Here is a 24,369-nt window from a genome sequence, read left to right on the forward strand (position 1 = left end):
TCAAGACGAGCCAGGTTGCCGCGCTGACGACGAACCAGATCTCGGCCGGCCTGACGACGAACCAGCTGGCGTCGATGACGACCGCCCAGATCGCCGCGCTGACGACCGCCCAGGTGTCCGCTGGCCTGACGACGAACCAGATCGTTGCCCTGACCACGAACCAGGCAGGCGCSCTGACGACCGGCCAGGTCGGYGCSCTGACGACGAACCAGGTCGCCGCGATCGAAACGGCCGACCTGGCCGCCATGAAGACGAACCAGATCGCCGCGCTGACGACGAATCAGGTCTCGGCTGGCCTGACGACGAACCAGATCGTTGCCCTGACCACGTCCCAGGCAGGTGCGCTGACCAACGCGCAGACCGCCGCACTGACCACGAACCAGGTTGCYGCACTGCAGACYGTCGACCTCGCCGCGTTCAAGACGAGCCAGGTTGCCGCGCTGACSACGAACCAGATCTCGGCCGGCCTGTCCACGGCGCAGTTCTCCTCGCTGACGACCGCGCAGATCGCCGCGCTGACGACCGCCCAGGTGTCGGCTGGCCTGACGACGAACCAGATCGTYGCCCTGACCACGAACCAGGCGGGTGCCCTGACGACCGGCCAGGTCGGCGCGCTGACGACGAACCAGGTCGCCGCGATCGAAACGGCCGACYTCGCGTCGCTGAAGACCAACCAGATCGCCGCGCTGACGACGAATCAGGTGTCCGCAGGCCTGACGACGAACCAGATCGTTGCCCTGACCACGTCCCAGGCAGGCGCCCTGACCACCGGCCAGACCGCCGCGCTGACGACCAACCAGGTTGCCGCACTGCAGACCGYCGACCTCGCCGCATTCAAGACGARCCAGGTTGCCGCGCTGACGACGAACCAGATCTCGGCCGGCCTGTCGACGAACCAGTTGTCGTCGATGACGACCGCCCAGATCGCCGCGYTGACCACGGCCCAGGTCTCGGCTGGCCTGACGACGAACCAGATCGTCGCCCTGACGACGGCCCAGGCTGCCGCCCTGACGACCGCACAGGCTTCCAACCTGACGACCAACCAGGTCGCCGNGGCCTGACGACGAACCAGATCGTCGCCCTGACGACGGCCCAGGCTGCCGCCCTGACGACCGCACAGGCTTCCAACCTGACGACCAACCAGGTCGCCGCGCTGGAGACCCGTGACCTGGCGGCGATGACGACGGCCCAGATCGCCGCGCTGACCACGAACCAGGTGTCCGCTGGCCTGACGACGAACCAGATCGTCGCCCTGACCACGGCCCAGGCAGGCGCGCTGACCATCGGCCAGACCGCCAACCTGACCACGAACCAGGTCGCTGCGCTGGAAACCGCCGATCTCGCCGCGTTCAAGACGAACCAGGTGCAGGCACTGACGACGAACCAGATCTCGGCCGGCCTGAAGACCTCGCAACTGGCGTCGCTGACGACGGCTCAGATCTCCGCGCTGACCACGGCCCAGGTGTCGGCTGGCCTGACGACGAACCAGATCGTCGCGCTGACCACGAACCAGGCAGGCGCGCTGACGACCGCCCAGACCGCCGCGCTGACCACGAACCAGGTGGCCGCGCTGGAAACGGCTGACTTCGCCGCGTTCAAGACGAGCCAGATCGCCGCGCTGACGACCAATCAGGTCTCGGCAGGCCTGACGACGAACCAGATCGTCGCGCTGACGACGTCCCAGGCTGCCGCGCTGACGACGGCCCAGGTCGGTAATCTGACGACGAACCAGGTGGCGGCAATGGAAACCGCCGACCTCGCCGCGCTGAAGACCAACCAGGTCCAGGCACTGTCGACGAACCAGATCTCGGCCGGCCTGAAGACCTCGCAACTGGCGTCGCTGACGACCGCCCAGATCGCTGCCCTGACGACCAGCCAGGTGCAGGCAGGCCTGACGACCAACCAGATCGTCGCGCTGACGACGGTCCAGGCCAGCGCGCTGACGACGGCCCAGGTCGCCGCCCTGACGACGAACCAGGTCGCTGCGATGGAAACCGCCGACGTCGCCGCGCTGAAGACGAACCAGATCGCCGCGCTGACGACGACCCAGGTGCAGGCAGGCCTGACGACGAACCAGATCGTCGCCCTGACGTCGGCCGATGCCGCCGCCCTGACGACGGCCCAGCTGGGCGCGCTGACGACGAACCAGGTCGCCGCGCTGGAGACCCGCGACCTGATCGCGCTGAAGACCAGCCAGATCTCGGCGCTGACCACCGCGCAGATCTCGGCCGGCCTGTCGACGAACCAGCTGTCCTCGCTGACGACGGCGCAGATCGGCGCGCTGACGACGAGCCAGGTGGCAAACGGCCTGACGACGAACCAGATCGTCGCGCTGTCCACCAGCCAGGTGCAGGCGCTGACGACGGGCCAGTTGTCGTCGCTGACGACCAGCCAGCTCTCGTCGCTCGAAACCCGCGACATCGCCGTGCTGAAGACGAACCAGATCCAGGCACTGACGACGAGCCAGATCCAGAACGGTCTGACGACGACGCAGGTCGCCGCGCTGACGACCGGCCAGGTGCATGCGCTGACCTCGGCCCAGGTGGGTGCGATGACGACGGCACAGATCCAGCAGCTCAAGGTCGGCAGCCCGATCGTGCTGGACCTGAACGGCGACGGCATCCACACGAAGAGCATCGCCCAGGGCGTGCAGTTCGACCTGTTCGCGACCGGCAGCAAGGTCACGACGGGCTGGGTGGACGCGACCGACGGCCTGCTGGCACTGGATCGCAACGGCAACGGTTCGATCGACGACGGTAGCGAGCTGTTCGGTACGTCGACGAAGCTGGCGAACGGCCAGAACGCTTCCAACGGCTACGAAGCCCTGGCCCAGCTGGATGCGAACGGCGACGGCGTGATCGACACGAAGGATGCTGCTTACAGCAACCTGAAGGTGTGGGTCGACGCGAACGGCGACGGCGTCAGCGAATCGGGCGAGCTGAAGAGCCTGGCATCGCTGAACGTGGCAAGCATCAACGTCAACGGCGACAAGACCGCGGCGAAGGACAACGGCAACTGGATCGGCATGCAGTCGACCTTCACGAAGACCGACGGCTCCACGGCCGCCACGGGCGACGTCTGGTTCACGACCGACAAGTCGGCCGCGGAAGCCGCGGCGACCGCGACCTCGCTGAGCAGCAAGGTCGGCAGCATGGTCCAGGCGATGACCGCCTTCAACGCCGGCGATGCGGGCGTGGCGGCCGGCGGCCTGACCCTGCCGAACCTGGCGGGTGCGCAGACCGGCCTGCTGGCTTCGGTCGGCACGATGGTCGACGTGATGAAGCAGTTCGACGTCAACGGCAACAAGGTGAGCGGTGCGAACGCGGCGATGACGTCGACGGCCGAATCGCTGGCCAAGTCGGTGACGACGCCGCAGGACTCGGGCTTCCTCACCACCGGCGGTCGCAAGTAATGCAACACAGGGGCCGGTTCGCGCCGGCCCCGCCGCGACATCAAAAAGGCAAGACCGTTATCGGTCTTGCCTTTTTTTGCGTCCAAATTGCGACAAACCAAGAATAAGGGGCGTAACACAGTGCTGTTCAGCAACAATTCTGGTCAACAACAAGGTAATCTCTCGGTCTGCCGCACTTCGCTTCTATTAGTTCCCTAATGGCCGACAAATTTCCTCATACAACTCTGCAATGCCTGACCGCCATCGCGCAGCATCATGGCCTGCAAGTGAATCCGGAGCGCCTGATCCACGACTACGCGTTGAACGCGGAGGAGCCCTCGTCGTCCATGCTGCTGGGGATGGCCTCGAGCATCGGGCTGAAGGCCAAGCTGCGCCAGCTGACGGTCGACAAGCTGCTGGGGCAGAAGGGCGTGTTCCCGCTGCTCGCGCGCCTGAAGGACGGCAACAGCATGATCGTCGTCGGTGCCCGTGCAGACGACGGCGGCGTTTTCGCCGTGCTCGATCCGCTCGGCGACCTCGGGGCCGTCAAGATGCTCGATCCGGCCTCATTCCAGTCGCTGTGGAGCGGCGAAGTCCTGTTCCTCAAGCGCACGTCGAAGCTGTCCGACACGCGCCAGCCGTTCGGCCTGCGCTGGTTCATTCCCGAGATCCTGCTGCAGAAGGCCGCGTTCCGCGACATCGCCATCGCGGCGATGGCCATGAACATCCTCGGCCTCGCGTCGCCGATCTTCTTCCAGCTCGTGATCGACAAGGTGCTCGTGCACCATAGCGTGTCCACGCTGTGGGTGCTGGCGGCCGGCATCGGCATCGCGCTGCTGTTCGAGTCCACGTTCGGCTTCATGCGCCAGATCCTGACGCTGTGGGCCACGAACAAGATCGACATCCGCCTCACGCGGCGCACGTTCGCGCACCTGCTGTCGCTGCCCATCGATTATTTCGAGACCACGTCCGCGGGCGTGGTCGTGCGCCACATGCAGCAGATGGAAAAGATCCGCGGCTTCCTCACCGGCCGCATGTTCTTCACGGCGCTGGACCTGACCGCGCTGTTCATCCTGCTGCCGATCCTGTTCAGCTATTCGGTCAAGCTGGCGATGATCGTGCTGCTGTTTACGATGCTCATCAGCGGCATCGTCGCGGTGCTCGTGCCCACGTTCCAGCGCCGCCTGAACGATTTGTACACGGCCGAGGGCCAACGCCAGGCGCTGATGGTGGAAACGATCCACGGCATGCGCACGGTGAAGGCGCTGGCCATCGAGCCGATGCAGCGCCGCGCCTGGGACCAGCGCTCGGCCAATGCGCTGATCCAGCACTTCCGCGTGGGCCAGATCTCCATCACGGGCAATGCCATCACCGACTTCCTCGGCAAGCTGCTGCCCGTCGTGATCATCGTGATCGGCGCCCAGGACGTGTTCGACCAGACGCTGTCCGTCGGCGCCCTGATCGCCTTCCAGATGCTGTCCGGCCGCGTCAGCGGGCCGCTGATCGCCCTGGTGGGCCTCGTCAACGAATACCAGGAAACCGCGCTGTCGATCCGCATGCTGGGCGAGGTCATGAACCGCGCGCCGGAAGGCCGCAGCGGCGGCCTGCGTCCCGAACTGCGCGGCAACATCACGTTCGACGGCGTCGTGTTCCGCTACCCGGGCGCGCAGAACAACGCGCTCGACCGCGCCAGCTTCGAGATCAAGGAAGGCAGCGTGATCGGCATCGTGGGCCGCAGCGGCTCGGGCAAGACGACGATCACGAAGGTCATCCACGGCCTGTACCGCATCCAGGAAGGCATCGTCCGCTTCGACGGCTACGACGCCCGCGAGATCGATTTGTCGCACCTGCGCCGCCAGGTCGGCGTCGTCCTGCAGGAGAACTTCCTGTTCCACGGCACGGTGCGCGAGAACATCGCCGCGACGATGCCCGAGGCCAGCTTCGAGGACATCGTCGAGGCGGCCCGCGCGGCCGGCGCCGACGAATTCATCGAGCGCATGCCGCAGGGCTACGACACGATGCTGGAAGAGAATGCGTCGAACCTGTCCGGCGGCCAGAAACAGCGCCTGTCGATCGCCAGGGCGCTGCTGGCCAAGCCGCGCATCCTCGTGCTGGACGAAGCGGCGAGCGCGCTCGACCCGGAAAGCGAAGCGATCTTCATCAACAACCTGTCGCGCATCGCCGTCGGCCGCACCGTGATCATGGTGTCGCACCGCCTGTCGACGCTCGTCAAAGCCGATTCGATCCTGGTCATGCAGCGCGGCCAATTGATGGACGCGGGCCGCCATGAAGAACTCCTGACGCGCTGCTCTACTTACATTCAATTATGGAACCAGCAAACAAGTCATCTGTGACCGCGCTCGATCCGACCGACATCGAGTTCCTGCCGGACGCCGACGAGATCGAACGCCGGCCGTTGCCGCCGTACGCGCGCATCACCGTGCACGCGTTGGCCGCGATGCTCGTGTGCTTCCTCGGCTGGGCCAGCATCGCCGAGATCGACGAGGTGGTGAAGGCGCAGGGCAGGCTGACCACCCCGTTGTCGAATATCGTCGTGCAGCCGATCGAGACGTCGATCATCCGCTCGATCGACGTGCGCATCGGCCAGGTCGTCAAGAAGGGCGAGCGCCTCGCCACCCTGGACCCGACGGACGCGGATGCCGACCAGGCGCAACTCCGCCTGAAGTTCGACAGCCTGGACACGCAGGTGAAACGCCTCGAGGCCGAACTGACCGGCCGCGGTACGCCGGCCGAGACGGGCAAGGTGTCGGCCGACACGCAACTGCAGGACAAGCTGGCGGGCGAGCGCCGCGCCAACTTCGCCGCGCAGATGGCGCGCCTGGACGAGAACATCGCCAAGACGCGCGCCTCGCTCGACACGAACGTGCGCGACCAGCAGGTGCTGGGCGACAGGACGAGATCGCTGCGCGAGGTGGAGACGATGCAGGAACGCCTCGTCGACCAGAAATTCGGCGCCAAGGTCAACCTGCTGGACGCGCGCAACAAGCGCATGGAAGTGGAGCGCGACTACACGCTGGCGAAGAACCAGGAACCGGAGATCCGGCGCACCCTGGCCGGCCTGGAGGCGGAGAAGCGCGCGTTCGTGAACGGCTGGCGCCAGAAGATCATGGAAGACCTGCTGAACCTCACGCGCGAGCGCGACGCGACGGCCGAGCAGATCAAGAAGGGCACGCTGCGCCGCGACAAGGTGATCCTGACCGCGCCGGCCGACGCCATGGTGCAGGACATCGCCAAGCTGTCGCAGGGTTCCGTCGCGCAGGCGGCCGAGAAGATGTTCACGCTCGTGCCGCTGGGGACCGCGCTGGACGCCGAGGTGCAGATCGATTCGCTCGACGTCGGCCACGTGAAGCCGGGCGACGTCGCCCACATCAAGCTCGACGCGTTCCCGTTCCAGAAGCACGGCACCCTGGACGCCAAGGTGCGCACCCTGTCCGAGGACGCGTTCAAGCGCGACACGGCGAATGCGGAATCGGGCACGGATGCCTACTACGTCAGCCGCATCGACCTGGGCGGCGGGAAGCTGAAGAACATGGACCCGCACGCGCGCCTGCTGCCGGGCATGACGCTGACCGCGGAAATCGTGGTCGGCAAGCGGACCGTGTTGTCGTATCTGCTGTGGCCCCTGACGAAGGGGCTGGACGAAGCGATCCGGGAGCCGTGATCGCCCGGCGCCGCGCGCCTGTCCTCAAGGCAGGGCGCGGTAGCCGCTCAGGAGCGACTGGTTGCTCCACAAATAATCCCACTCACCGAACCGGCCGCACGTGGCGATGCCCGCCGCGTCCGCCCAGCCGCGCACGCGGGCGCGCCGTTCTTCCATTCCCTGCTCGAAGATGACGTTGCCGTAGGCGAGGCGGCGATGGTCGAGCACGACGATGTCGTCCGCCGTCGCGATGCCCATCTTGCGCAGCGCGTAGACCGTGTTCTCCTTGAGCGCGTCGGGCGCATGGGCGCTGCCCGTGTCGTAGTTGTAGATCTCGAACTGGAGCGAGCTGCAGCCGGGCGGCGCGTTGTCCGGCGATTTCACGGACGGCGAATAGGCGCGGCTGGCGACGATGTCCTCGTCGTAGATGTAGAACCACAGGTCCTTCACGAGCGGTTTGTCGAACCCGACGGAGACCAGGTCGATCGACGTGGCGTGCAGGCCGGCGCCGGCCGCGCGCACGTCGTCCGGGACGTCGCCGGCCAGGCGCACGAGCACGGGCAGCGGCAGCGTGCTGACGAGCTGCCGGTAACGCACCGTCGCGCCGTTCGCGAACGTTACGGTGCGCGCCGCGGTGTCGATGCCTGTCGCGGCGTGGCCCGTGCGGATCTCGGCGGCGTCGAGCAGCGGCTGGATGAACGCCTTGTAGCCTCCCGCGACGGGGTAGCGCATCTCCTTGGTGTAGTACGTGTTCGGCGTATCGCCCGTCAGGGCGCCGAACAGGATCTCGTCCAGTTCCGCGCGGCGCATGCGGTTGCCGATCCACGTCGTGGACAATGCGCGGGCCGGCACCGCCCAGTATTTCTGCGTGTAGCGCAGCGGGTACCGTTCGGCGATCGCGTCGCCGTACTGGTGGCGCAGCCAGCTTTCGTAATCGTCGTGCGCGAGCGTGTCGGGACGCGCGAGGAAGGACTTGATCAGGGCCACGCGCTGTTCCGGCGGCAGCGGATACAGGTTGTTCTGCACCGGGTGCTTGAGCCAGTAGCCGTCATCCCAGCAATACGAATCGGCCGGGTGCGTGAGATACGGCGTGCGGTCGAAGATCGCGCGCACTTCCGGTTCGTTCGCGAACGACAGGTGCACGGCGTGGTCGAAACGGAAGCCGTCGACCGTGAAGTTGTCGAGCAGGCCGCCGGCGCGGTCGCGCGCCTCGAAGACGACGGCCTGGCGGTTCAATTCGCGCGCGCGCAGCGCGGCGCCCAGGCCCGCGATGCCCGCGCCCAGGATGACGATATCGATGGTTTCCATGTCAGTTCGCTGCGAGGTAAGGGGCGAGTTCGCCCTCGAGATAGGCGGCGAGGGCGGCGCGCCAGTCGCGCATGGCCGGCCAGCCCAGCTGGTCGCATTTCCAGTTGTCCGCCGTTTCGTTGTCCGAGACGTTGGCCTTGCGGTTGAACGATGCGGCGTCGGCGGGACCGACCTCGAGATCGAAGCCGGCCAGGCGCACGATCGCCTGCACGTACTCGTGGCGCGACGCCGAACCGCCGTTCACGCAATTGAAGACGCCCGCGAGGCCGCTCGCGCCCAGGTCGAGCATGCGCGCCGCGACGTCGCCGCTGAAGCAGGGCACGCCCCGCTGCTGGACGTTCGAACGCATCGTCGCGCCGCTCGCCAGCGCGGCGCGGGCCTCGTCGATGCGGCGGGCGACGAAATTCTTCGGGATGTCCGGCGCGCCGCCGAACAGCCAGCCGGTGCGGACGACGAGGTTGTCCGGGCTCGCCGCCAGCACGCGTTCCTCGGCCAGGACCTTGCTGCGGTGGTGGTGCGTGGTCGGCCGCGCGGCGTCGTATTCGCGCCAGGGCGCCGTGCCGTGGGCGCCGTAGACGCCGGTGCTGGAGACGAACAGCAGCTTCGTGCCGGCGCGCGCGCAGGCGGTGGCGACCAGTTCGGTCAGCAGCAGGTTGTCGCGGTAGCAGGCGGACGGGTCGAGCTCGCACTGCTCGACGTTCGTGTTGGCGGCGGCATGGATCACGAGATCCCAGCCGGCAGCGAGTTCGGCGGGCAGATGGGCCGGGGCGTCCGCCAGCGCCGGACGCGCCAGCGGCGCGCAGTGCCAGCCGCGCGCGGCGGCCGCCTTGCCGATCGCCGTTCCCAGGAGGCCGCGGGCGCCGGTCAGCAGGATCTTCATGCGAGCGGGTAGGTGGCCAGGTCGACGTTGACTGCCTCGGCCGGATCGTGCGGGATGCTGGCCATGTTGCAGACCAGGTTCGTCCCGTCTCCGGTGCCGGTGAACGCCATCCACCAGCCCGGCGGCACCGTGAGCCTGCCGTAGTTGGCGTCGCCCAGCGTGTGCGAGGTCGTGCGGCCGGTGCCGGCATCGTGCAGGTGGAACGTGACGCCGCCCGCGACGACGACGAGGTTCATGGTCATGCGCGTATGCCGCTTCCAGCCTTTCGTCACGCCCGGATGCACGGTGGTGAAATAGACCTCGCCGAAGCCGGCGAAGCCCGGGTCGGTCGCCTTCATCGCGTGGTACACGTCGCCTTTCGGGTGGGCGATGCGCGCCAGCGGCGTGAGCGTGCAGGGCGTCAGCGCGTCCATGCCAGCCCCCGGGCCGCGGCCAGCGCTTCGTATTCGCCGATCTGGGCGAGCGTCAGCGCGTGCATGTCGGCCTGCTCGCGGTAGTAGCGGTAATACCATTCGCTGACCAGGCGCACGCAGGTCTCGTAGTTCAGGTTCGCTTCCCAGCGCAGGTGGAACAGGGCCTTGTCGCAGTTCAGCTTGAGCAGCCCCGCCTCGTGGAACGGGATATTGCCGGTGACCTCGTACGCCTGTTCGGGACTCGCGAACTGCCAGTGGCGCGACAGGTCGCCCAGCAGCTCCAGCACGGTGCGGTTCTGCTCCGCGCGCGGTCCGAAGTTGAAGGCTTCGCCGGACAGTTCCGGGCGTTCTTGCAGCGCCGCGCCCAGGGCCAGATAGCCCGACAGCGGCTCCAGCACATGCTGCCACGGCCGCGTGGCCTGCGGGCTGCGGATCTCGACCTTGCGGCCTTCCGACCAGTTGCGCATGCAGTCGACGACGATGCGGTCCTTGGCCCAGTCGCCGCCGCCGATCACGTTGCCGGCGCGGCCGCTGGCCAGCTTCACCTTGCAATCGGGCGCGCGGAAGAACGACCAGTAGTACGCGTGGATGACCACTTCGGCCGCGCCCTTCGAGCCGCTGTAGATGTCGCGGCCGCCGATATGGTCGGTCTCGCGGTAGCCCCACAGCCACTCGACGTTCTCGTAGCACTTGTCGGACGTGATCATCACGGCGACGCAGGGGCGGTCGTGCAGGCGCAGGGCTTCCAGCACGTTGGTGGTGCCGATGACGTTGGTCGTGATCGTGTCCACGGGATCGCTGTACGACGTCGAGACGATCGGCTGCGCGGCCAGGTGGAACACGAAGTCGGGCTGGAAATCGGCGAGGACCCGGCGGACGGCGGCCAGGTCGCGCACGTCGCCCAGGTGGTGCTCGATATGCCCGGCCAGGCCGGTCTCCTCGAAGATGGAGGGCTGGGTCGGGATGCCGTCGGACAGGCCGGCGACGCGCGCGCCCAGCTTGAGCAGCCACATGACGAGCCAGGAACCCTTGAAGCCCGTATGGCCCGTGACCAGCACCTTCTTGTTGCGGTAGATGTCGCCGAACATGATCACTCCCAGGTCTTCCAGGGCGCGCGGCCGGATTTCCACAGCTCTTCGAGATGCATCTTGTCGCGCAAGGTGTCCATCGGCTGCCAGAAGTCGTGGTGGAAGAACGCCCGCATCTGGCCGTCGCGCGCCAGTCCTTCCATCGGCTGCTTCTCCCACGTGGTGGCGTCGCCGTCGATGTAGTCGATGGCCTGCGGCGAGAGCACGAAGAAGCCGCCGTTGATCCAGGCGCCGTCGCCCTGCGGCTTCTCCTGGAAGCTGGTGATCTCGTCGCCCTGCAGGTTGAGGGCGCCGAAGCGGCCCGGCGGCTGGACGGACGTCAGCGTGGCCAGCTTGCCGTGGGCGCGGTGGAAATCGATCAGTTCCGTGACGTTCACGTTCGAGACGCCGTCGCCGTAGGTGAAGCAGAACGCCTCTTCGTCGCGCACGTAGTCGCGCACGCGTTTCAGGCGGCCGCCGGTCAAGGTGTCGTCGCCGGTGTCCACCAGGGTCACCTTCCACGGCTCGGCGCTGCGCGTGTGCACTTCCATGCGGTTGTTCTGCATGTCGAACGTGACGTCGGACGTGTGCAGGAAATAGTTGGCGAAGTATTCCTTGATCACGTAGCCCTTGTAGCCGCAGCAGATCACGAAATCGTTCACGCCGTGCGTGGAATAGCCCTTCATGATGTGCCAGAGGATGGGCTTGCCGCCGATCTCCACCATCGGTTTTGGTTTGACCGAGGTTTCTTCGCTGATGCGGGTGCCGAGGCCGCCCGCGAGGATGACTGCTTTCATGCGATGTCCTTGCCGTTTTTTCAGTTCAGGCGCCCGGTCTCGGTCAGCACCGTCAGGGGACGCGTGATCACCTTGTCCGCGCCGTATTCCAGCGCCTTCTTGCGTAGCAACAGGCCGTGCAGCCGTTCGCAGCACAGCCCCATCGTACGTTCTTCGTAGCCTTCGCGCCGGATGTAATGGTTGTGGGCGAAGCGCGCCACGACCCCTTCGAGCTGGCGCATGGTCTCGACGAACCAGGCGACCGGCATATAGCCCACGTTGCCCGCCGTGATGAAGCTGGTGCCGGACAGGAAGTTGATCGCCTCGTCGCTGTCGATCACGCCGCAGTCGACCGCGTCGCCGAAGAACATCAGCAGGTCGCGCCCGACCGCGTTCGCCGAGTACTGCTGCATGACCGAGCCGGGAAAATTGATGGGCGCCGAGATGATCGGGGTCGTGCCGTCGCCGATGAAGGCTTCGATGGGCAGGTCCTGCAGCTCGCTCGGATGCGCGTGGTAGTTGAAGCCGCGCAGCTGGCCGATCTCGGCGACCAGGGCGTAGCGGCGGTAATGGCAGACGCCGACGAAACCGTCGGCATGCGCTTCTTCCAGCAGGCGGCGGATCATGAAGAGGGCCGCGTATTCGCCCAGCTTCATGTTCTTGTACGCCAGCTGGGGCGCGTACACGCTCATGCCGATGCCGCGCTCCGGCACGTAGCCGCCGGTGCCGACGAGCGTCAGGAACGGCGGCAGGGGCCAGCCCGGGTCCTTGTGGCTGATGCAGTAGAAGGGGGGCGGGGACGTCATGCGGCGAGGCCCTCCGTGTAGGCGGTGTAGCGCTGCCAGGCTTCCTCGATCTGGAAGAAGACCCCGCGCAGCTGCAGGTAGGCGGTGTGCACCTGGTCGCGCTTGTCCAGCAGTTCCTGGGTGCTGATCACGCCCAAGCGGTGCGAGGCGAGCAGCAGGTCGAAGTAGTCGGAGAAGCAATAGCCGAAATTCTTGTTCACGGCCGGATTCGATTCCGACTGCAGGCGCGGATCGCGGCGGAAGTAGCTCAGCTCCTCGTCGAGGTAGAACACATCGCCGCCTTCGACCAGGTTGCAGTACGCGGACACGTCGGACAGCCCGATCGTGCAGTCATGGCCGGCCAGCGTGAACAGCCGCAGGTGGCCGATCTCCCACAGCTTCTTGCGGGTGAACATCACGGTGGAGAATTCGCCGACGAAGTTGCGCATGCCGAGGACCATGCTGCGGTGCAGTTCCAGGCCCGTCATCGAACCGCTGGCCTCGAACGCACGGCGGGTTTCGACGCGCAGGTTGTTGGCGTCGATGACCTGCGAGGCCGAGAACGTCATCTGGACGCGCGGCTGCGCAGTCATCGCGGCCACCATGCGCTCGACGCAGAACGGATGCAGGATATCGTCGTCGAACAGCGGCTTGATGTACGTGCCCTTGCCCGAGAAGAAAGCGGCGTGGATGTTGCCGTCCCTGGTCACCGAGCAGCGCTGGTAGATCACCTCGGGGAAGCGCGCGCAGATGTCGCGGATGGCCTCGGTCGGGCAGTTGTCGCTGACGAGGATCTCGATATTCGGGTATGTCTGGCCGATGGCCGAGCGCAGGCATTGCTCGAAGTGCTCGGGCTTGTACGACGGGATGACGATGCTGACTTTGGGGAGCGTCATGGAGACCGGAGTTCGTTGTCGTTCGTGAGAAAAAGTACGCGATGGCGCCGTTCACAGCGCCGCGGCGATGCGCCGTACCGCCTGCGCGACCTCGACCGCCTGCGCCGCCGTCATCGTCGGGCCCATCGGGAGGCTGAGCACCTCGCGATGGATGGTCTCGGCGATCGGGAATCGGCCCTCGGTCATGCCGAGATCGGCGTAGGCGGGCTGCAGGTGCGGGGCGATCGGATAATGCACCAGCGTGCCGATGCCGGCCTCGGCCAGCCCCTTGGCCAGCGCGTCGCGCTGCGCATGGCGCACGACGTACAGGTGCCACACCGGTTCGGCCCACTCGGGCACGACGGGAAGGACGAGGCCGGGGATGCCGGCCAGCTCGGCATCGTAGATCGCCGCCAGCGCGCGCCGCCGGGCGTTCTGGTCATCCAGCACGGGCAACTTGGCCGACAGGATCGCCGCCTGCAGCTCGTCCAGGCGCGAATTGAAGCCGATGGATTCGTTGTGGTATTTCTTCTGGGAGCCGTAGTTGCGCAGCGCGCGCAGTTGCCGTGCCAGTGCGTCGTCGTCGGTCGTGATCGCGCCGCCGTCGCCCAGCGCGCCCAGGTTCTTGCCGGGATAGAAGCTGAACGCGGCGGCGTGCCCCAGCGCACCGGCGCGCCGGCCGCGATAGCGCGCGCCGTGCGCCTGGGCGCCGTCCTCGACGACCTTCAGGCGGTGACGACGGGCGATGTCCATCAGCGGCGCCATGTCGGCGCACTGGCCGTACAGGTGGACCGGCACGATGGCCCTGGTACGCGCCGTGATGGCCGCTTCCACGCGGGCCGGATCGAGGTTGTACGTGCCCACCACCGGCTCCACCGGGACCGGCGTGGCGCCGCAATGCGAGGCGGCCAGCCAGGTGGCGATATAGGTATTGCTGGGAACGATGACTTCATCGCCCGGGCCCACCCCCCATGCCTTGAGCACGAGGAAGATCGCATCCAGCCCGTTGGCCACGCCGATGGCATGGCGCGTACCGCACCAGGCGGCATAGGCTTGCTCGAACGCTTCCACTTCCTTGCCGAGGACATACCAGCCGGACCGCAGCACGCGCCGCATGGCCTGTTCGATGGCGTCTTCCTGCTCGAGGTTGATGGCCTTCAGGTCGAGGAAGGGAATACTCATGCGTGCTCCACAGGAAGGGCGCCGCTGTCGCCCATGCGGCGTTTGGCGGCGACGAATTCGTCATAGTCGCGGATGTAGTCTTCCGCTTCGTAATAGTCCGACGCGAACACCATCATCACGGCGTCGCTCGAATATTTGTACTGGATGCCCCAGGTCATCGGCGGCAGGTACAGGCCGATGTCCGGTGCGTCGAGGCGCACTTCGCAGCGGGAGGCCACGTCGTCGACAACCACCGAACAGCTGCCTTTAACGCAGACCAGGAACTGGTGGCACTTGTAGTGTGCGTGTTCGCCGCGGGTCTTGTCGTTGGGGACGTTCATGACCAGGAAGTAGCGTTTCGGCATGAACGGGATTTCACGCATGAACTCGCCGACCGACAGGTCGCCGCGCGGGTCGCCGACGAATTTGAAGCGGTGCAACGTCACGTCGCCGACACCGAGGCGCACGGCCGACGGCGTTTTTGGCGGCGTGGTGATGGTGTGCCACTCGGCCGCCGGCTTGCGTTCGGCCTGCTGGACGTAGTTGACCACGCGAGCCGGCGCGCCGGCCACGATCGCGTACGGCGGCACGTTATGGGTGACCACGGCCCCGGCCACGACTTCGGCGCCCTGGCCGATGCGCACGCCCCGGTGCAGCAGGGCGCCGGCGCCGACGCGGGTGCCGGCGCCGATCACGACGTCGCTGCCGTCCCCGTCCGGCGCCTCGATGGTGACGCCCGGACCGAGGTCGACGCCCTCGTGCAGCCGCACGCCGGGCCAGACCTGGGTGAAGCCGCGCACGCGGCAGCCGGTGCCGATCGCGGCGCCCGCGTAGACCACGACGAAGTCGCCCAGTTGCGCATCGGCGGCGACGGTGGCGCCGTCATGGACGTGGGCGGAGAAGGAACGGGACATGGAATTCTCCTGCATGTTTGGATTCAGACGAGCGTCGCGACGCACACATACTGCCACGCCAGCGCGTCCTGCGCCGCCTGCTCCGGATCGTTGCCGCCGGCCGCGGCGAGCGCCCGGATGGCGGGCAGCCACTGCTCGCGCGCCGGCTCGTCGCGCACCTCGGGCGAGCCGGTGGCCAGTTCGAAGCCGGTCTGGCGCAGCAGGTCGAGCATGGTGGCGCGCGTGAACAGGCGCAGGTCGTGCGGGCGCACGGGCGTGTCGTCGCGGTAGTGCAGGTCGCCGACGGCGAGCCGGGCCTGTACGCTCCAGTGTTGGGCGTTGCGCACCGAGACGACGACGCGGGTGCCCGGCGCGCTCCGGCGGCGGATGTCGCGCAGCAGGGCCCACGGATCGGGCAGGCTGGTCAGCACGTCGCCGAGAATCCAGCAATCGGCGCCGGCCGCGTAGGTGTCGAACTGCTTGGTCGGCTTCGTGATGTCCATGTTGAACACGAAATCGCAATGCGGACGCGCCTGGTCGGCCAGTTGCGGATCGAGCTCCACGCCGAGGTACTGGCAGATCGGATGGCGGGCGCGGTAGGCCTTGGCGAACAGGCCGTTGCCGCAGCCGACGTCGATCACCTTGGCGGCGTCGGTGGGCACGAAATGCAGCAGATAGGGATCGACGCTGCCGTCGGGCGCCGGCATGTCGTAGTGGTAGCCGCCCGTGCGCTTGACCGTACCCTGCCACGGGTGCTTGATGTAGTGCGGCGTCGTGCGGCCTTCGAAATCTTCGCGGACCCATTGCACGTGCTTGTAGAGGTGGGCGTTGCCGCTGTGGTTTAGCGCCAGCATCGTCTGGATGTTCGGCGCGCCGTGCTTGATCGGCAGCGGCCATTGACGCATCACGTCCAGGTTGACCAGCATGCAGGCCGGGTGCAGGTAGTGGATGGGCCCGTCTTCCGGCTCGTCGTAGCCGCGCTCGTTGACGCGCTGGGTGCTGCCGACGCCCCACATGCCCGGCTCCAGCTCGGCCTGCAGGGTTTCGAGGAAGCCGTCCTTGACGATCTCGACGTCCGAATCGAGGAACAGCGCCTGGCCTTGCAGGTTCAGATTGTGCACGGCCCAGGTCATGCCGGGACCGTGGTGGATGTTGTAGCCGAACGGGATGAACTCGACGTCCGGGAAACGTGCGGCGATGGCACCGATCTGCGTTGCGACCTCGGGACGCGAACCGTCGATCACGTACACTTTGTTCGAATAGAACTGGCGGAAGGTGCGCAGCAGCGCCTCGATCAGGTCGGGCGAGTTGTACGACACCGTGATGACGGGAATTTGATTCGTTTGCATGGTGTGTTTCGAAGAGGCCGAACGTCGTCCTGCCGATCGCAAAGGAAGCGTAATCATACTCTGTTGACCTGTTTCCAGCGAAATTTTGTGGCCTGTGAGCAACCAATAGTTGGCACAATTTTGCGATTGGTTTTCAGAAGGGCAATTTGATTGCAACCATGTCATTCCTATGGCGATTGTTGTGTGTAATCATGCCTTCGTCCATCAACGTTCATACGGGGAGTCATGAGCGAACAACCAACCATCCGACCCGCCGCCCGCCTGGTCGGCAACAAGCTCGTGCTGCGCGAGGTCGAGGTCGCCGATGCGGCCTATATCCTGTCGTTGCGGCTCGATCCCAAAAAGGCGGCGTACCTGTCGGCGGTCGACGCCGACGTGGCCAGGCAGGCTGCCTGGATCGAGCGCTACAAGGCGGACGGCAGCCAGGCTTATTTCATCATCTGCCTGAAGGACGAGGCGGGCGGTGCCGGCCAGCCGGTCGGCACCGTGCGGCTGTACAACGCCGTCGGCGACAGCTTTTCGTGGGGGAGCTGGATCGTCGCCGACGGTGCTCCTACCTATGTGGGGATCGAATCGGCGCTGATCGTCTATCGTTATGCGCTCGACCATCTCGGCTTTCGCAACGCGCATTTCGAGGTCCGCAAGGACAATCGCAGCGTGTGGACGTTCCACGAGCGCTTCGGCGCGCAACGGGTGGCGGAAGACGACGTCGAGTACCGCTTCGAACTGGCGCACGATGCCATCCTCGCGTCGATGGGGCGGTATGCCCGCTTCCTGCCGGACCCGATCGACGTCGTGCGGCTCGACTGATCAGGCGGCGATGGCGCGCACCAGATATTGGTAGGGCAGGGCGTCCTGCACGGCCAGTTCAGGGTCGGCGCCGGCCGCCGCGGCCAGGGCGCGGATCGCGTCCAGCACGATTTGCGGCGGCTGTTGCGCGTTCACCGTCGTCATGGCGATGAGCGTGAAGCCGTGGTCGGCCAGCAGCGCCGCGAGCGATGCGCGCGTGAACAGGTGCAGGTTGCGGCGGTCCGGCATGTTGCCGGCGGCGAGCAGCGTCTGCAGCAGCCAGTGCTGGCCGTTGTTGACGCACGCGACCAGTTCCACAGGGCCGAGCGCCTGGCGGCGCAGGCGCGCGAGGAAGGTCCACGGGTCGCGCAGGCGTTCCAGCGTTTCCGGGAACAGCCAGCACTGGGCCGCGGCCAGCTGCTGCCAGTCGGCGTCGGTCAGTAGTTCGGCGTCGCGCTCGATGGCGGCGGTGCTCCAGCCTGCGTTTGCGGCCGGCGCGCCGACGGCGGCGCTTATGGCGATATAGTGCGAGTTCGGCACGCGGGCACGCCAGGCCTGGGCCAGGGTCGCGCCGCCCACTTCGACGATGCTGTGCATGCCGGGACGCAGCAGCGACAGCATGCTCTCCTGCTGCAAGGTCAGTTGCGCGGGAGGCGGTACTTCCTGCAGCCGGGCGACGGCTGGTTCGTCCACGGGTTCGACGCCGGCCGGGCGCCTGACGACGGTCGCCAGCAGGTCTTCGTAGTCGCGCACGAAGCGCGGCGTGTCGAACAGCGGGCTCGCGTCGCGGTTGGCCGCGAGGCGCGCGCGCAGCGCGTCCATGCGCGGGCGGTCGTTGCCGAGGGCGATGGCGAGCGCCTCGTAGTCTTCCAGCGCGTGCGTGACGAGTTCCGGCAGGCCCACCGCGCGCAGCAGGCTGCCCGCCATGCGCGAGCAGAAGGTCTGGCCGGCCCATGTCAGCACGGGCAAGCCGGCCCACAGGGCGTCGCTCGCGGTGGTGCCGCCGTTGAACGGATTCGTGTCGAGGAACAGGTCGGCGAGGCGGAAGCGGGCCAGGTAATCGGCCGGCGCCACGCGCCCCGCGAACAGCAGGCGGCTGCCCGCCACGCCGCGCGTCTCGGCCTCGCGCACGAGGTTGGCGCGGGTGGCGTCGCTGTCGGCCACCATCCACAGCACGCTGTCCGGCACCTGTTTCAGGATGCGCATCCAGCTGTCGAACACCTCGGGCGTGACCTTGAAATTGCTGTTGAAGGAGCAGAACACGAACGCGCCTTCCGGCAGGCCGTTCGCGGCGCGCGTGGGCGTGGGGCCGATGGCGCGGCGGCGGTCGTTGATCTGGAACGTGTGCGGCATGCGCAGCGGCCGTTCCGTGAAATGCGGTTCCAGCTCCGGCGGGAGCACGAAGTCGTCGGCCACCACGTAGTCGATGCCGGGCACCGCCGTCGGGCCGGGAAAGCCCAGCCACGTCAGCTGCACGGGCGCGGGACGCCAGCCGAGGATGTCGGCGCGCGCCCCCAGCGTGAGGCCGTGCAGGTCGACGAGGATGTCGATCTCGTGCGAGCGGATGCAGCGCGCCGCTTCCTCGTCCGTCATGCGGTCGATGCGGATGTAGTGGTCCATCGCGCCGACCACGCGGGCGCGCAGCGGCGAATTGTCTTCGCGGCTCCAGGAAAACGCGTAGACCTCGACACGCGCGCGGTCGTGCAGCTCGTACAGTTCGGCCGTCAGGATCGACACCGCGTGCGAGCACAGGTCGGACGACAGGTAGCCGATGCGGATGCGCCTGTGGGCATAGCCCTCGGGCGGCGCCAGCTGCTCGGGCGCCGCATGCACCTTGCGCTCGACGAAGTTGAGCGATGCGGCCAGCTGCTCGGCCGGATGCGGCGACGCGCCCAGCATCGCGAGGGCCGACGTGTGGCGGCGCTGTTCTTCCACCGTGACGGCGCCGAACGCTTCGTAGACCGGCCACACGCACAGCTTCTGGCGCAGGTGCACCCAGTGGGTGATGACCTTGGGCTGGTCCGGATCGAGTTCGAGGCTGCGCGTGAGATAGTCCAGCGCTTCCGGCAGGCGCTTGCGGATCTCGCACAGGCGGCCGAGGTTGTTCAGGGCCTGCACGTGCAGCGCCGGCTTCGCGGCCAGGTCCGGGATGTCGGCGAGGATGCTCTGCCATGCGGCGAGCGCGTCATCGGGCCGGTTCATGCGCTCGTACAGCGTGCCGAGATTCAGGCGCGCCTCGACGAAGCCGGGCGCGAGTTCGATCGCCTTCAGGTAATCGCGGGCGGCGCCCGCATCGTCGCCCACGTTGCCGCGCGCGACGGCGAGGTTGAAACAGGCGGCGTACGCGGCCGGGGAGGCCGTGTGCGCAATCCAGCTGGCGTACAACCGGATGGCTTCCTGCTGCATGCCCAGTTCGACCAGCGTCTGCGCACCCTGGAACAGTTCACCGAGCGGCAGCACGCCGCGTTCGGCCTGACGGAACAAAGCATCGGTGTGCGCGGGAACATTCATCCTGGATAGGTCTCTCGAGTCTGCTTCGGGGAAGCGTAATCATACTCTGTCAGAGTGTCTCCAGCGAACGTTTGTGGCCTGTGAGCAACCGATTGGCATCAACCGTTTGTACCCAAGTTTTCAATCAAGCATGAACATTTGCGAGGACTGACATGGTTCTTGGCAAAGGCGCATCCGCATTCAGTTGCAAATATGGAATCCATTTCCTTGCGGATACATTGTAAAAGAATTAGCACAAGAAAAGATGTCTGTCTAGCAATTTTTCTATTTGCAATGAATTGTAATTAAAAAGCGACAATTTCTTGCGTTTTGACATCGCTGTTTTCATAGGGAAATCCAAATTTTGTTCAATATCAAAGGATCAGCACAATAGTTAATTCGGATAATTTTTTACGAATAAATATTGTTTTCTTGCTACATTGGAAAGTCGTGCAGTTGGTAAAAAAACACGTAGGCCCGATACCCATCGGTGCTTCCATTTCAAGGCGAGAGACATGACAACCAATCCGACTTCTTGCGTTTCCCATGCCCAATCCGGGCTGAACAAACTGGTCCTGGGTGCAGCCGCAGCGCTTGCACTGCTGGGCACGGCACCTGCCATGGCGTCCGTGGTGAACTTCGAATCCCTGAGCCCCGACGGCATCTACGTGGACGGCGACACGCTCGGCGAGGCCGGCTACACGCTGCAAGCCATCGACAATCACGGCGGCACGAGCGGCGTCGTCGGCCTGCTCGTCAACGGCATGGACCCGACCTCCTGCTGGCTGGGCGGCTGTCCTACCAACAACACGAGCCATTCCTACCTGGGCCTGAACGACGGCGGCGTCACGATCAAGAAGGACGACGGCGGCAAGTTCAGCCTGCGTCGCCTCGACTTCGGTTTCGTCGCCCCGTTCGGCGGCCTGCCGAATTTCTCGTATGGCCAACTGCTGCTGACCGGCACGTTCGCGAACGGCGGCACGCTCGGCTACGCGCTCGACTTCCCGGGCCTCGACAACAACGGCAACCCGCTGTTCGACACCGCCACGCTGCCGGCCGGCTTCGGCTATGCCGAACTGACCAGCCTGACGATCCGCGCCTGCCTGTTCGACGGCGCCGGCGGCTGCACGGTGGCGCCGGACATCTCCGATCCGTCGATCTACCAGGCCCAGTTCGCCATCGACAACCTCGCACTGGCCGAAGTGCCGGAGCCGGGCAGCCTCGCGCTGATCGGCCTGGGCATGGGCGCGTTCCTGGCGCGCCGCCGCAAATCCGCTCCTTCGTCCAACAACGCCTAAGCCGCCGAGGTATCGACCATGAAACTGCGTCCCATCACTTCGGCCGTCCTGTTCGCGCTGACCGTCGCGGCCGCCACCCACGCCTATGCCGACGGCGAAGTCCGCCGCTCGTACATCGTCCAGCTGGCCGACAAGCCGGTCGCCACCTATGACGGCGGCGTCAGCGGCCTCACGGCCACCAAGCCGGCCGCCGGGCAGCGCCTGAACGTCGACGCGACGAGCGTCCAGAACTACATCACCTACCTGGAGACCAAGCAGTCCGACGTCCTGTCGACTGTCAACAAGGCCCAGGTCACCAACGAATACAAGGTCGTCTTCAACGGCTTCTCGGCCCTGCTGACCGACGCCGAGGTCCGCGCGCTGAAGAAGAACCCGGGCGTCGCCAGCATCTCGGCGGACTCGATCCTGCAGCTCGACACGAGCTATACCCCGACGTTCCTCGGCCTCGATAAACCGGGCGGCCTGTGGGACCAGCTCGGCGGCCAGGACAAGGCCGGCGAAGGCATCATCATCGGCATCGTCGACGGCGGCATCTGGCCGGAGCACGACAGCTTCGCCGACCGCGTCGACGCGAACGGCAATCCGAGCCGCGACGGCACCAAGCTCGCCTACGATGCCCCGCCGGCGTCCTGGAAGGGTATCTGCCAGGTGGGCGAAGGCTTCGCGGTCACCGATTGCAACAACAAGCTGATCGGCGCGCGCTACTTCAAGCAGCCGACGCAGACCTTGCACTGGACCGAATTTTTGTCGGCGCGCGACTCCGTCGCCGGCGCGGAAGGCCATGGCGGCCACGGCGACCACACGGCCAGCACGGCCGGCGGCAACGCACACGTGACGGCCACCACCAACGGGATCTCGCTCGGCAAGATCACCGGCATGGCGCCGCGCGCCCGCATCGCCGCCTATAAAGTCTGCTGGACCGACGGCGTGACCGGCCTGAACGGCTGCGCGACGTCGAACAGCGTGGCCGCGATCGAACAGGCCGTGAAGGATGGCGTGAACGTCATCAACTTCTCGATCGGCCCGAACGCCGGCGGCGGCCAGTTCAACGAACCGACCGAAGTCGCCTTCCTCGGCGCGGCCGCGGCGGGCGTGTTCGTGGCGGCATCGGCCGGCAACTCCGGTCCGGCGACGGCACCGGTCGCCCACATCAGCCCGTGGCTCACCACCGTCGGCAACTCGACGCACAACCGCACCTATGCGGGCGACGTCGCGCTGGGCAACGGCGTGACCGTCACCGGCGCGTCCGGCAATGCCAACACCCCGTCGTCGCCGCTGATCCTGGCGAAGGATGCCGGCCTGGCGGGCATCGACCCGGCCGATCCAAGCCTGAACCTGTGCTTCGGCCCGGCCGATGGTCCGACCACGTACCTCGATCCGGCCAAGGTGACGGGCAAGATCCTCGTCTGCGACCGCGGCTCGAACGTGCTCGTCAACAAGAGCGCGAACGGCAAGACGGCCGGCGCCGTCGGCGTCATCATCGCCAACACGCCGACCAGCGCATCGACGATCCTGAACCAGGCCCACTCGATCTCGACCGTGCACATCACGGCCGCGGACGGCCAGAAGGTCAAGGATTACTATGCCTCGACCCCGGGCGCCACCGCGGCGCTGAACAACCTGCGCGGCATCGTCGATCCGACCATCGTGGCACCGCAGATGAACAGCAGCTCGTCGCGCGGCCCGAACGTGGCCAACGCCAACATCATGAAGCCGGACGTCACCGCGCCGGGCACGGACATCCTGGCGGCCGTCAGCGCCGACCTGACCAAGGCCCAGCGCGACGCGGTCGCCGGCGGCGCACCGGCGCCGTCGAAGGACTTCGCGTTCTACACCGGCACTTCGATGGCGTCGCCGCACGTGGCCGGCATCGCCGCGCTGCTGAAACAGCGCCATCCGGACTGGACGCCGGCGATGATCAAGTCGGCCCTGATGACGACCGCGTACGACACCTTCAACGATGGCCTGAACGGTTCGGTATCCTGGGACAGCACGGCCCGCACGACCGGCACGCTGCCGTGGGGCCAGGGCGCCGGCCACGTGGCGCCGTCCACTGCCGTCGATCCGGGTCTCGTGTACGACCTGGCCACGATCGACTACGCGCGCTTCCTGTGCGGCCTCGGCATCACCAACGTGTTCAGCCCGGGCACCTGCCCGGCCGTCGGCTCGATCCAGCCGTACAACCTGAACCTGCCGTCGCTGACGGCCGCCAACGTGCTGGGCATCCAGACGCTGACCCGCACGGTGAAGAACGTGGGCGGCAGCGCGGCGACGTACAACGTCAGCACCACGCTGCCGGGCTACACGGTCGACGTGCAGCCGGCCACGCTGAACCTGGCGCCGGGCGCGAGCGGCACGTACACCGTCAAGCTGACCCGCACCAGCGCGCCGATGAACACGTGGGTGTACGGCAAGCTGACCTGGAGCGACGGCACGCACACGGTGCGCAGCCCGCTGACGGTGCGCGCCTCCACGATCGCCGTACCGGCCACGGTGCAGAGCGAAGCGACGTCCGGCACCAAGGTCGTCACCATCGGTACCGGCTACGCCGGCTCGCTGTCGCTCGCCAAGGCCGGCCTGATCCCGGCCACCGAGTTCAGCTCGACGGTCGTCACGGCGACGAACACGGCCAACAGCGTGTGCACGGGCGGCGGCGGCACGGGCGTGAACGTGCACACCGTCACCATCCCGGCCGGCACGACCACGGCCCGCTTCGCGCTGTACGACAGTGACACGGTCGGCACCGGCACCGGCCTGTCCGACCTGGACCTCGTCGTGGCGCGCGGCACGACCGTCGTCGGCACCAGCGGCGGCCAGACGGCCAACGAAATGGTCACGCTGGCCAACCCGCCGGCAGGCGAGTACAAGGTGTGCGTCGTCGGCTACGATCCGGTCGGTGGCAGCGCCACGTACAAGCTGTCGACCTGGGTGCTGAGCCCGGGCGTCACCGGCGGCAACTTCAGGGCCGTCGCACCGACCCAGGTCGCCCTGGGCGGCACGGCATCGGTGGCGCTGTCGTGGTCCGGTCTCGCGACCGGCAAGCGTCACCTGGGTTCGGTCGCCTACGTGACCGGCGGCGCCACGGTCGGCACGACGATCGTCGAAGTCGACACGACGGATCCGATCCCGCTGTTCCAGAACGCCGGCAACAAGCAGGCGAAGGTCGAGTAATCGGCGGGTTACAGCTCGACCATGGGCCGCCACAAGCGGCCCGAAAGACAAAGGCCGCGGTG

General features: G+C 66.8%; 17 protein-coding genes and 1 pseudogene. 7 read left to right on the forward strand and 11 right to left on the reverse strand.

Annotated features, from left to right (window positions below):
• Positions 1-74: 74 nt before the first annotated feature.
• From ASD28_RS32285 to ASD28_RS14780, 4 genes and pseudogenes are all read left to right on the forward strand, one after another.
• A pseudogene (locus ASD28_RS32285) lies at positions 75-1,053 on the forward strand (heme utilization protein); the annotation flags it as partial.
• A 124-nt stretch (positions 1,054-1,177) separates the two neighbouring features.
• Positions 1,178-3,412, forward strand: coding sequence for an S-layer family protein (locus ASD28_RS14770; RefSeq protein ID WP_056129185.1), 2,235 nt, complete (start codon positions 1,178-1,180; stop codon positions 3,410-3,412).
• 197 nt (positions 3,413-3,609) lie between these two features.
• Positions 3,610-5,745, forward strand: a complete 2,136-nt coding sequence (locus ASD28_RS14775) for a peptidase domain-containing ABC transporter (RefSeq protein WP_056129190.1) — start codon at positions 3,610-3,612, stop codon at positions 5,743-5,745.
• The gene (locus ASD28_RS14780; protein ID WP_229411851.1) at positions 5,742-7,073 is read left to right on the forward strand and encodes an HlyD family type I secretion periplasmic adaptor subunit; all 1,332 of its coding nucleotides are present in this window, start codon (positions 5,742-5,744) and stop codon (positions 7,071-7,073) included. The genes ASD28_RS14775 and ASD28_RS14780 overlap by 4 nt, the downstream gene beginning before the upstream one ends.
• A 24-nt stretch (positions 7,074-7,097) precedes the next feature.
• On the opposite strand, the gene ASD28_RS14785 is transcribed toward ASD28_RS14780, so the two are convergent.
• The 10 genes from ASD28_RS14785 to ASD28_RS14830 are packed head-to-tail and all read right to left on the reverse strand — an operon-like array spanning position 7,098 to position 16,559.
• Positions 7,098-8,360, reverse strand: a complete 1,263-nt coding sequence (locus ASD28_RS14785; protein WP_056129196.1) for an NAD(P)/FAD-dependent oxidoreductase — start codon at positions 8,358-8,360, stop codon at positions 7,098-7,100.
• 1 nt (position 8,361) lies between these two features.
• Positions 8,362-9,240 carry a sugar nucleotide-binding protein gene (locus ASD28_RS14790; RefSeq protein WP_056129199.1) on the reverse strand — a complete coding sequence of 293 codons (879 nt, stop codon included), beginning with the start codon at positions 9,238-9,240 and terminating at the stop codon, positions 8,362-8,364.
• Complete coding sequence (locus ASD28_RS14795; RefSeq protein ID WP_056129202.1) at positions 9,237-9,653, reverse strand: WxcM-like domain-containing protein; 417 nt, start codon at positions 9,651-9,653, stop codon at positions 9,237-9,239. The genes ASD28_RS14790 and ASD28_RS14795 overlap by 4 nt, the downstream gene beginning before the upstream one ends.
• A complete protein-coding gene (rfbG, locus tag ASD28_RS14800) occupies positions 9,641-10,783 on the reverse strand; it encodes a CDP-glucose 4,6-dehydratase (RefSeq protein ID WP_229411853.1) in 1,143 nt (380 codons plus the stop codon). The genes ASD28_RS14795 and rfbG overlap by 13 nt, the downstream gene beginning before the upstream one ends.
• The gene (gene rfbF / locus ASD28_RS14805) at positions 10,744-11,517 is read right to left on the reverse strand and encodes a glucose-1-phosphate cytidylyltransferase (RefSeq protein WP_056129205.1); all 774 of its coding nucleotides are present in this window, start codon (positions 11,515-11,517) and stop codon (positions 10,744-10,746) included. The genes rfbG and rfbF overlap by 40 nt, the downstream gene beginning before the upstream one ends.
• Positions 11,518-11,537: 20 nt before the next feature.
• Positions 11,538-12,302: a hypothetical protein gene (locus ASD28_RS14810; RefSeq protein WP_056129208.1), complete on the reverse strand. Its 765-nt coding sequence runs from the start codon at positions 12,300-12,302 to the stop codon at positions 11,538-11,540.
• Positions 12,299-13,177, reverse strand: coding sequence for a glycosyltransferase family 2 protein (locus ASD28_RS14815; protein WP_056129211.1), 879 nt, complete (start codon positions 13,175-13,177; stop codon positions 12,299-12,301). The genes ASD28_RS14810 and ASD28_RS14815 overlap by 4 nt, the downstream gene beginning before the upstream one ends.
• A gap of 51 nt (positions 13,178-13,228) precedes the next feature.
• Positions 13,229-14,338, reverse strand: coding sequence for a DegT/DnrJ/EryC1/StrS aminotransferase family protein (locus ASD28_RS14820; RefSeq protein WP_056129214.1), 1,110 nt, complete (start codon positions 14,336-14,338; stop codon positions 13,229-13,231).
• Complete coding sequence (locus tag ASD28_RS14825) at positions 14,335-15,231, reverse strand: WxcM-like domain-containing protein (protein ID WP_056129217.1); 897 nt, start codon at positions 15,229-15,231, stop codon at positions 14,335-14,337. The genes ASD28_RS14820 and ASD28_RS14825 overlap by 4 nt, the downstream gene beginning before the upstream one ends.
• A 23-nt stretch (positions 15,232-15,254) precedes the next feature.
• Complete coding sequence (locus ASD28_RS14830) at positions 15,255-16,559, reverse strand: bifunctional glycosyltransferase/class I SAM-dependent methyltransferase (protein ID WP_056129220.1); 1,305 nt, start codon at positions 16,557-16,559, stop codon at positions 15,255-15,257.
• A gap of 225 nt (positions 16,560-16,784) precedes the next feature.
• On the opposite strand from ASD28_RS14830, the gene ASD28_RS14835 reads away from it, so the two are divergent.
• The gene (locus ASD28_RS14835; RefSeq protein ID WP_056129224.1) at positions 16,785-17,369 is read left to right on the forward strand and encodes a GNAT family N-acetyltransferase; all 585 of its coding nucleotides are present in this window, start codon (positions 16,785-16,787) and stop codon (positions 17,367-17,369) included.
• On the opposite strand, the gene ASD28_RS14840 is transcribed toward ASD28_RS14835, so the two are convergent.
• Entirely contained in the window at positions 17,370-19,859 is a 2,490-nt protein-coding gene (locus ASD28_RS14840; protein ID WP_056129227.1) for a tetratricopeptide repeat protein, read from the reverse strand. It abuts the gene before it with no gap.
• A gap of 599 nt (positions 19,860-20,458) precedes the next feature.
• Here ASD28_RS14840 and ASD28_RS14845 point away from each other — a divergent pair.
• Together ASD28_RS14845 and ASD28_RS14850 are read left to right on the forward strand one after the other, a co-directional pair.
• Entirely contained in the window at positions 20,459-21,136 is a 678-nt protein-coding gene (locus tag ASD28_RS14845) for an NF038120 family PEP-CTERM protein (protein WP_056129230.1), read from the forward strand.
• Positions 21,137-21,154: 18 nt separating this feature from the next.
• A complete protein-coding gene (locus tag ASD28_RS14850) occupies positions 21,155-24,307 on the forward strand; it encodes a S8 family serine peptidase (protein ID WP_056129232.1) in 3,153 nt (1,050 codons plus the stop codon).
• The last annotated feature ends 62 nt before the right edge of the window (positions 24,308-24,369 follow it).

It is taken from the genome of Massilia sp. Root133 (assembly GCF_001426525.1).
Lineage (GTDB): Bacteria > Pseudomonadota > Gammaproteobacteria > Burkholderiales > Burkholderiaceae_D > Telluria > Telluria orientalis.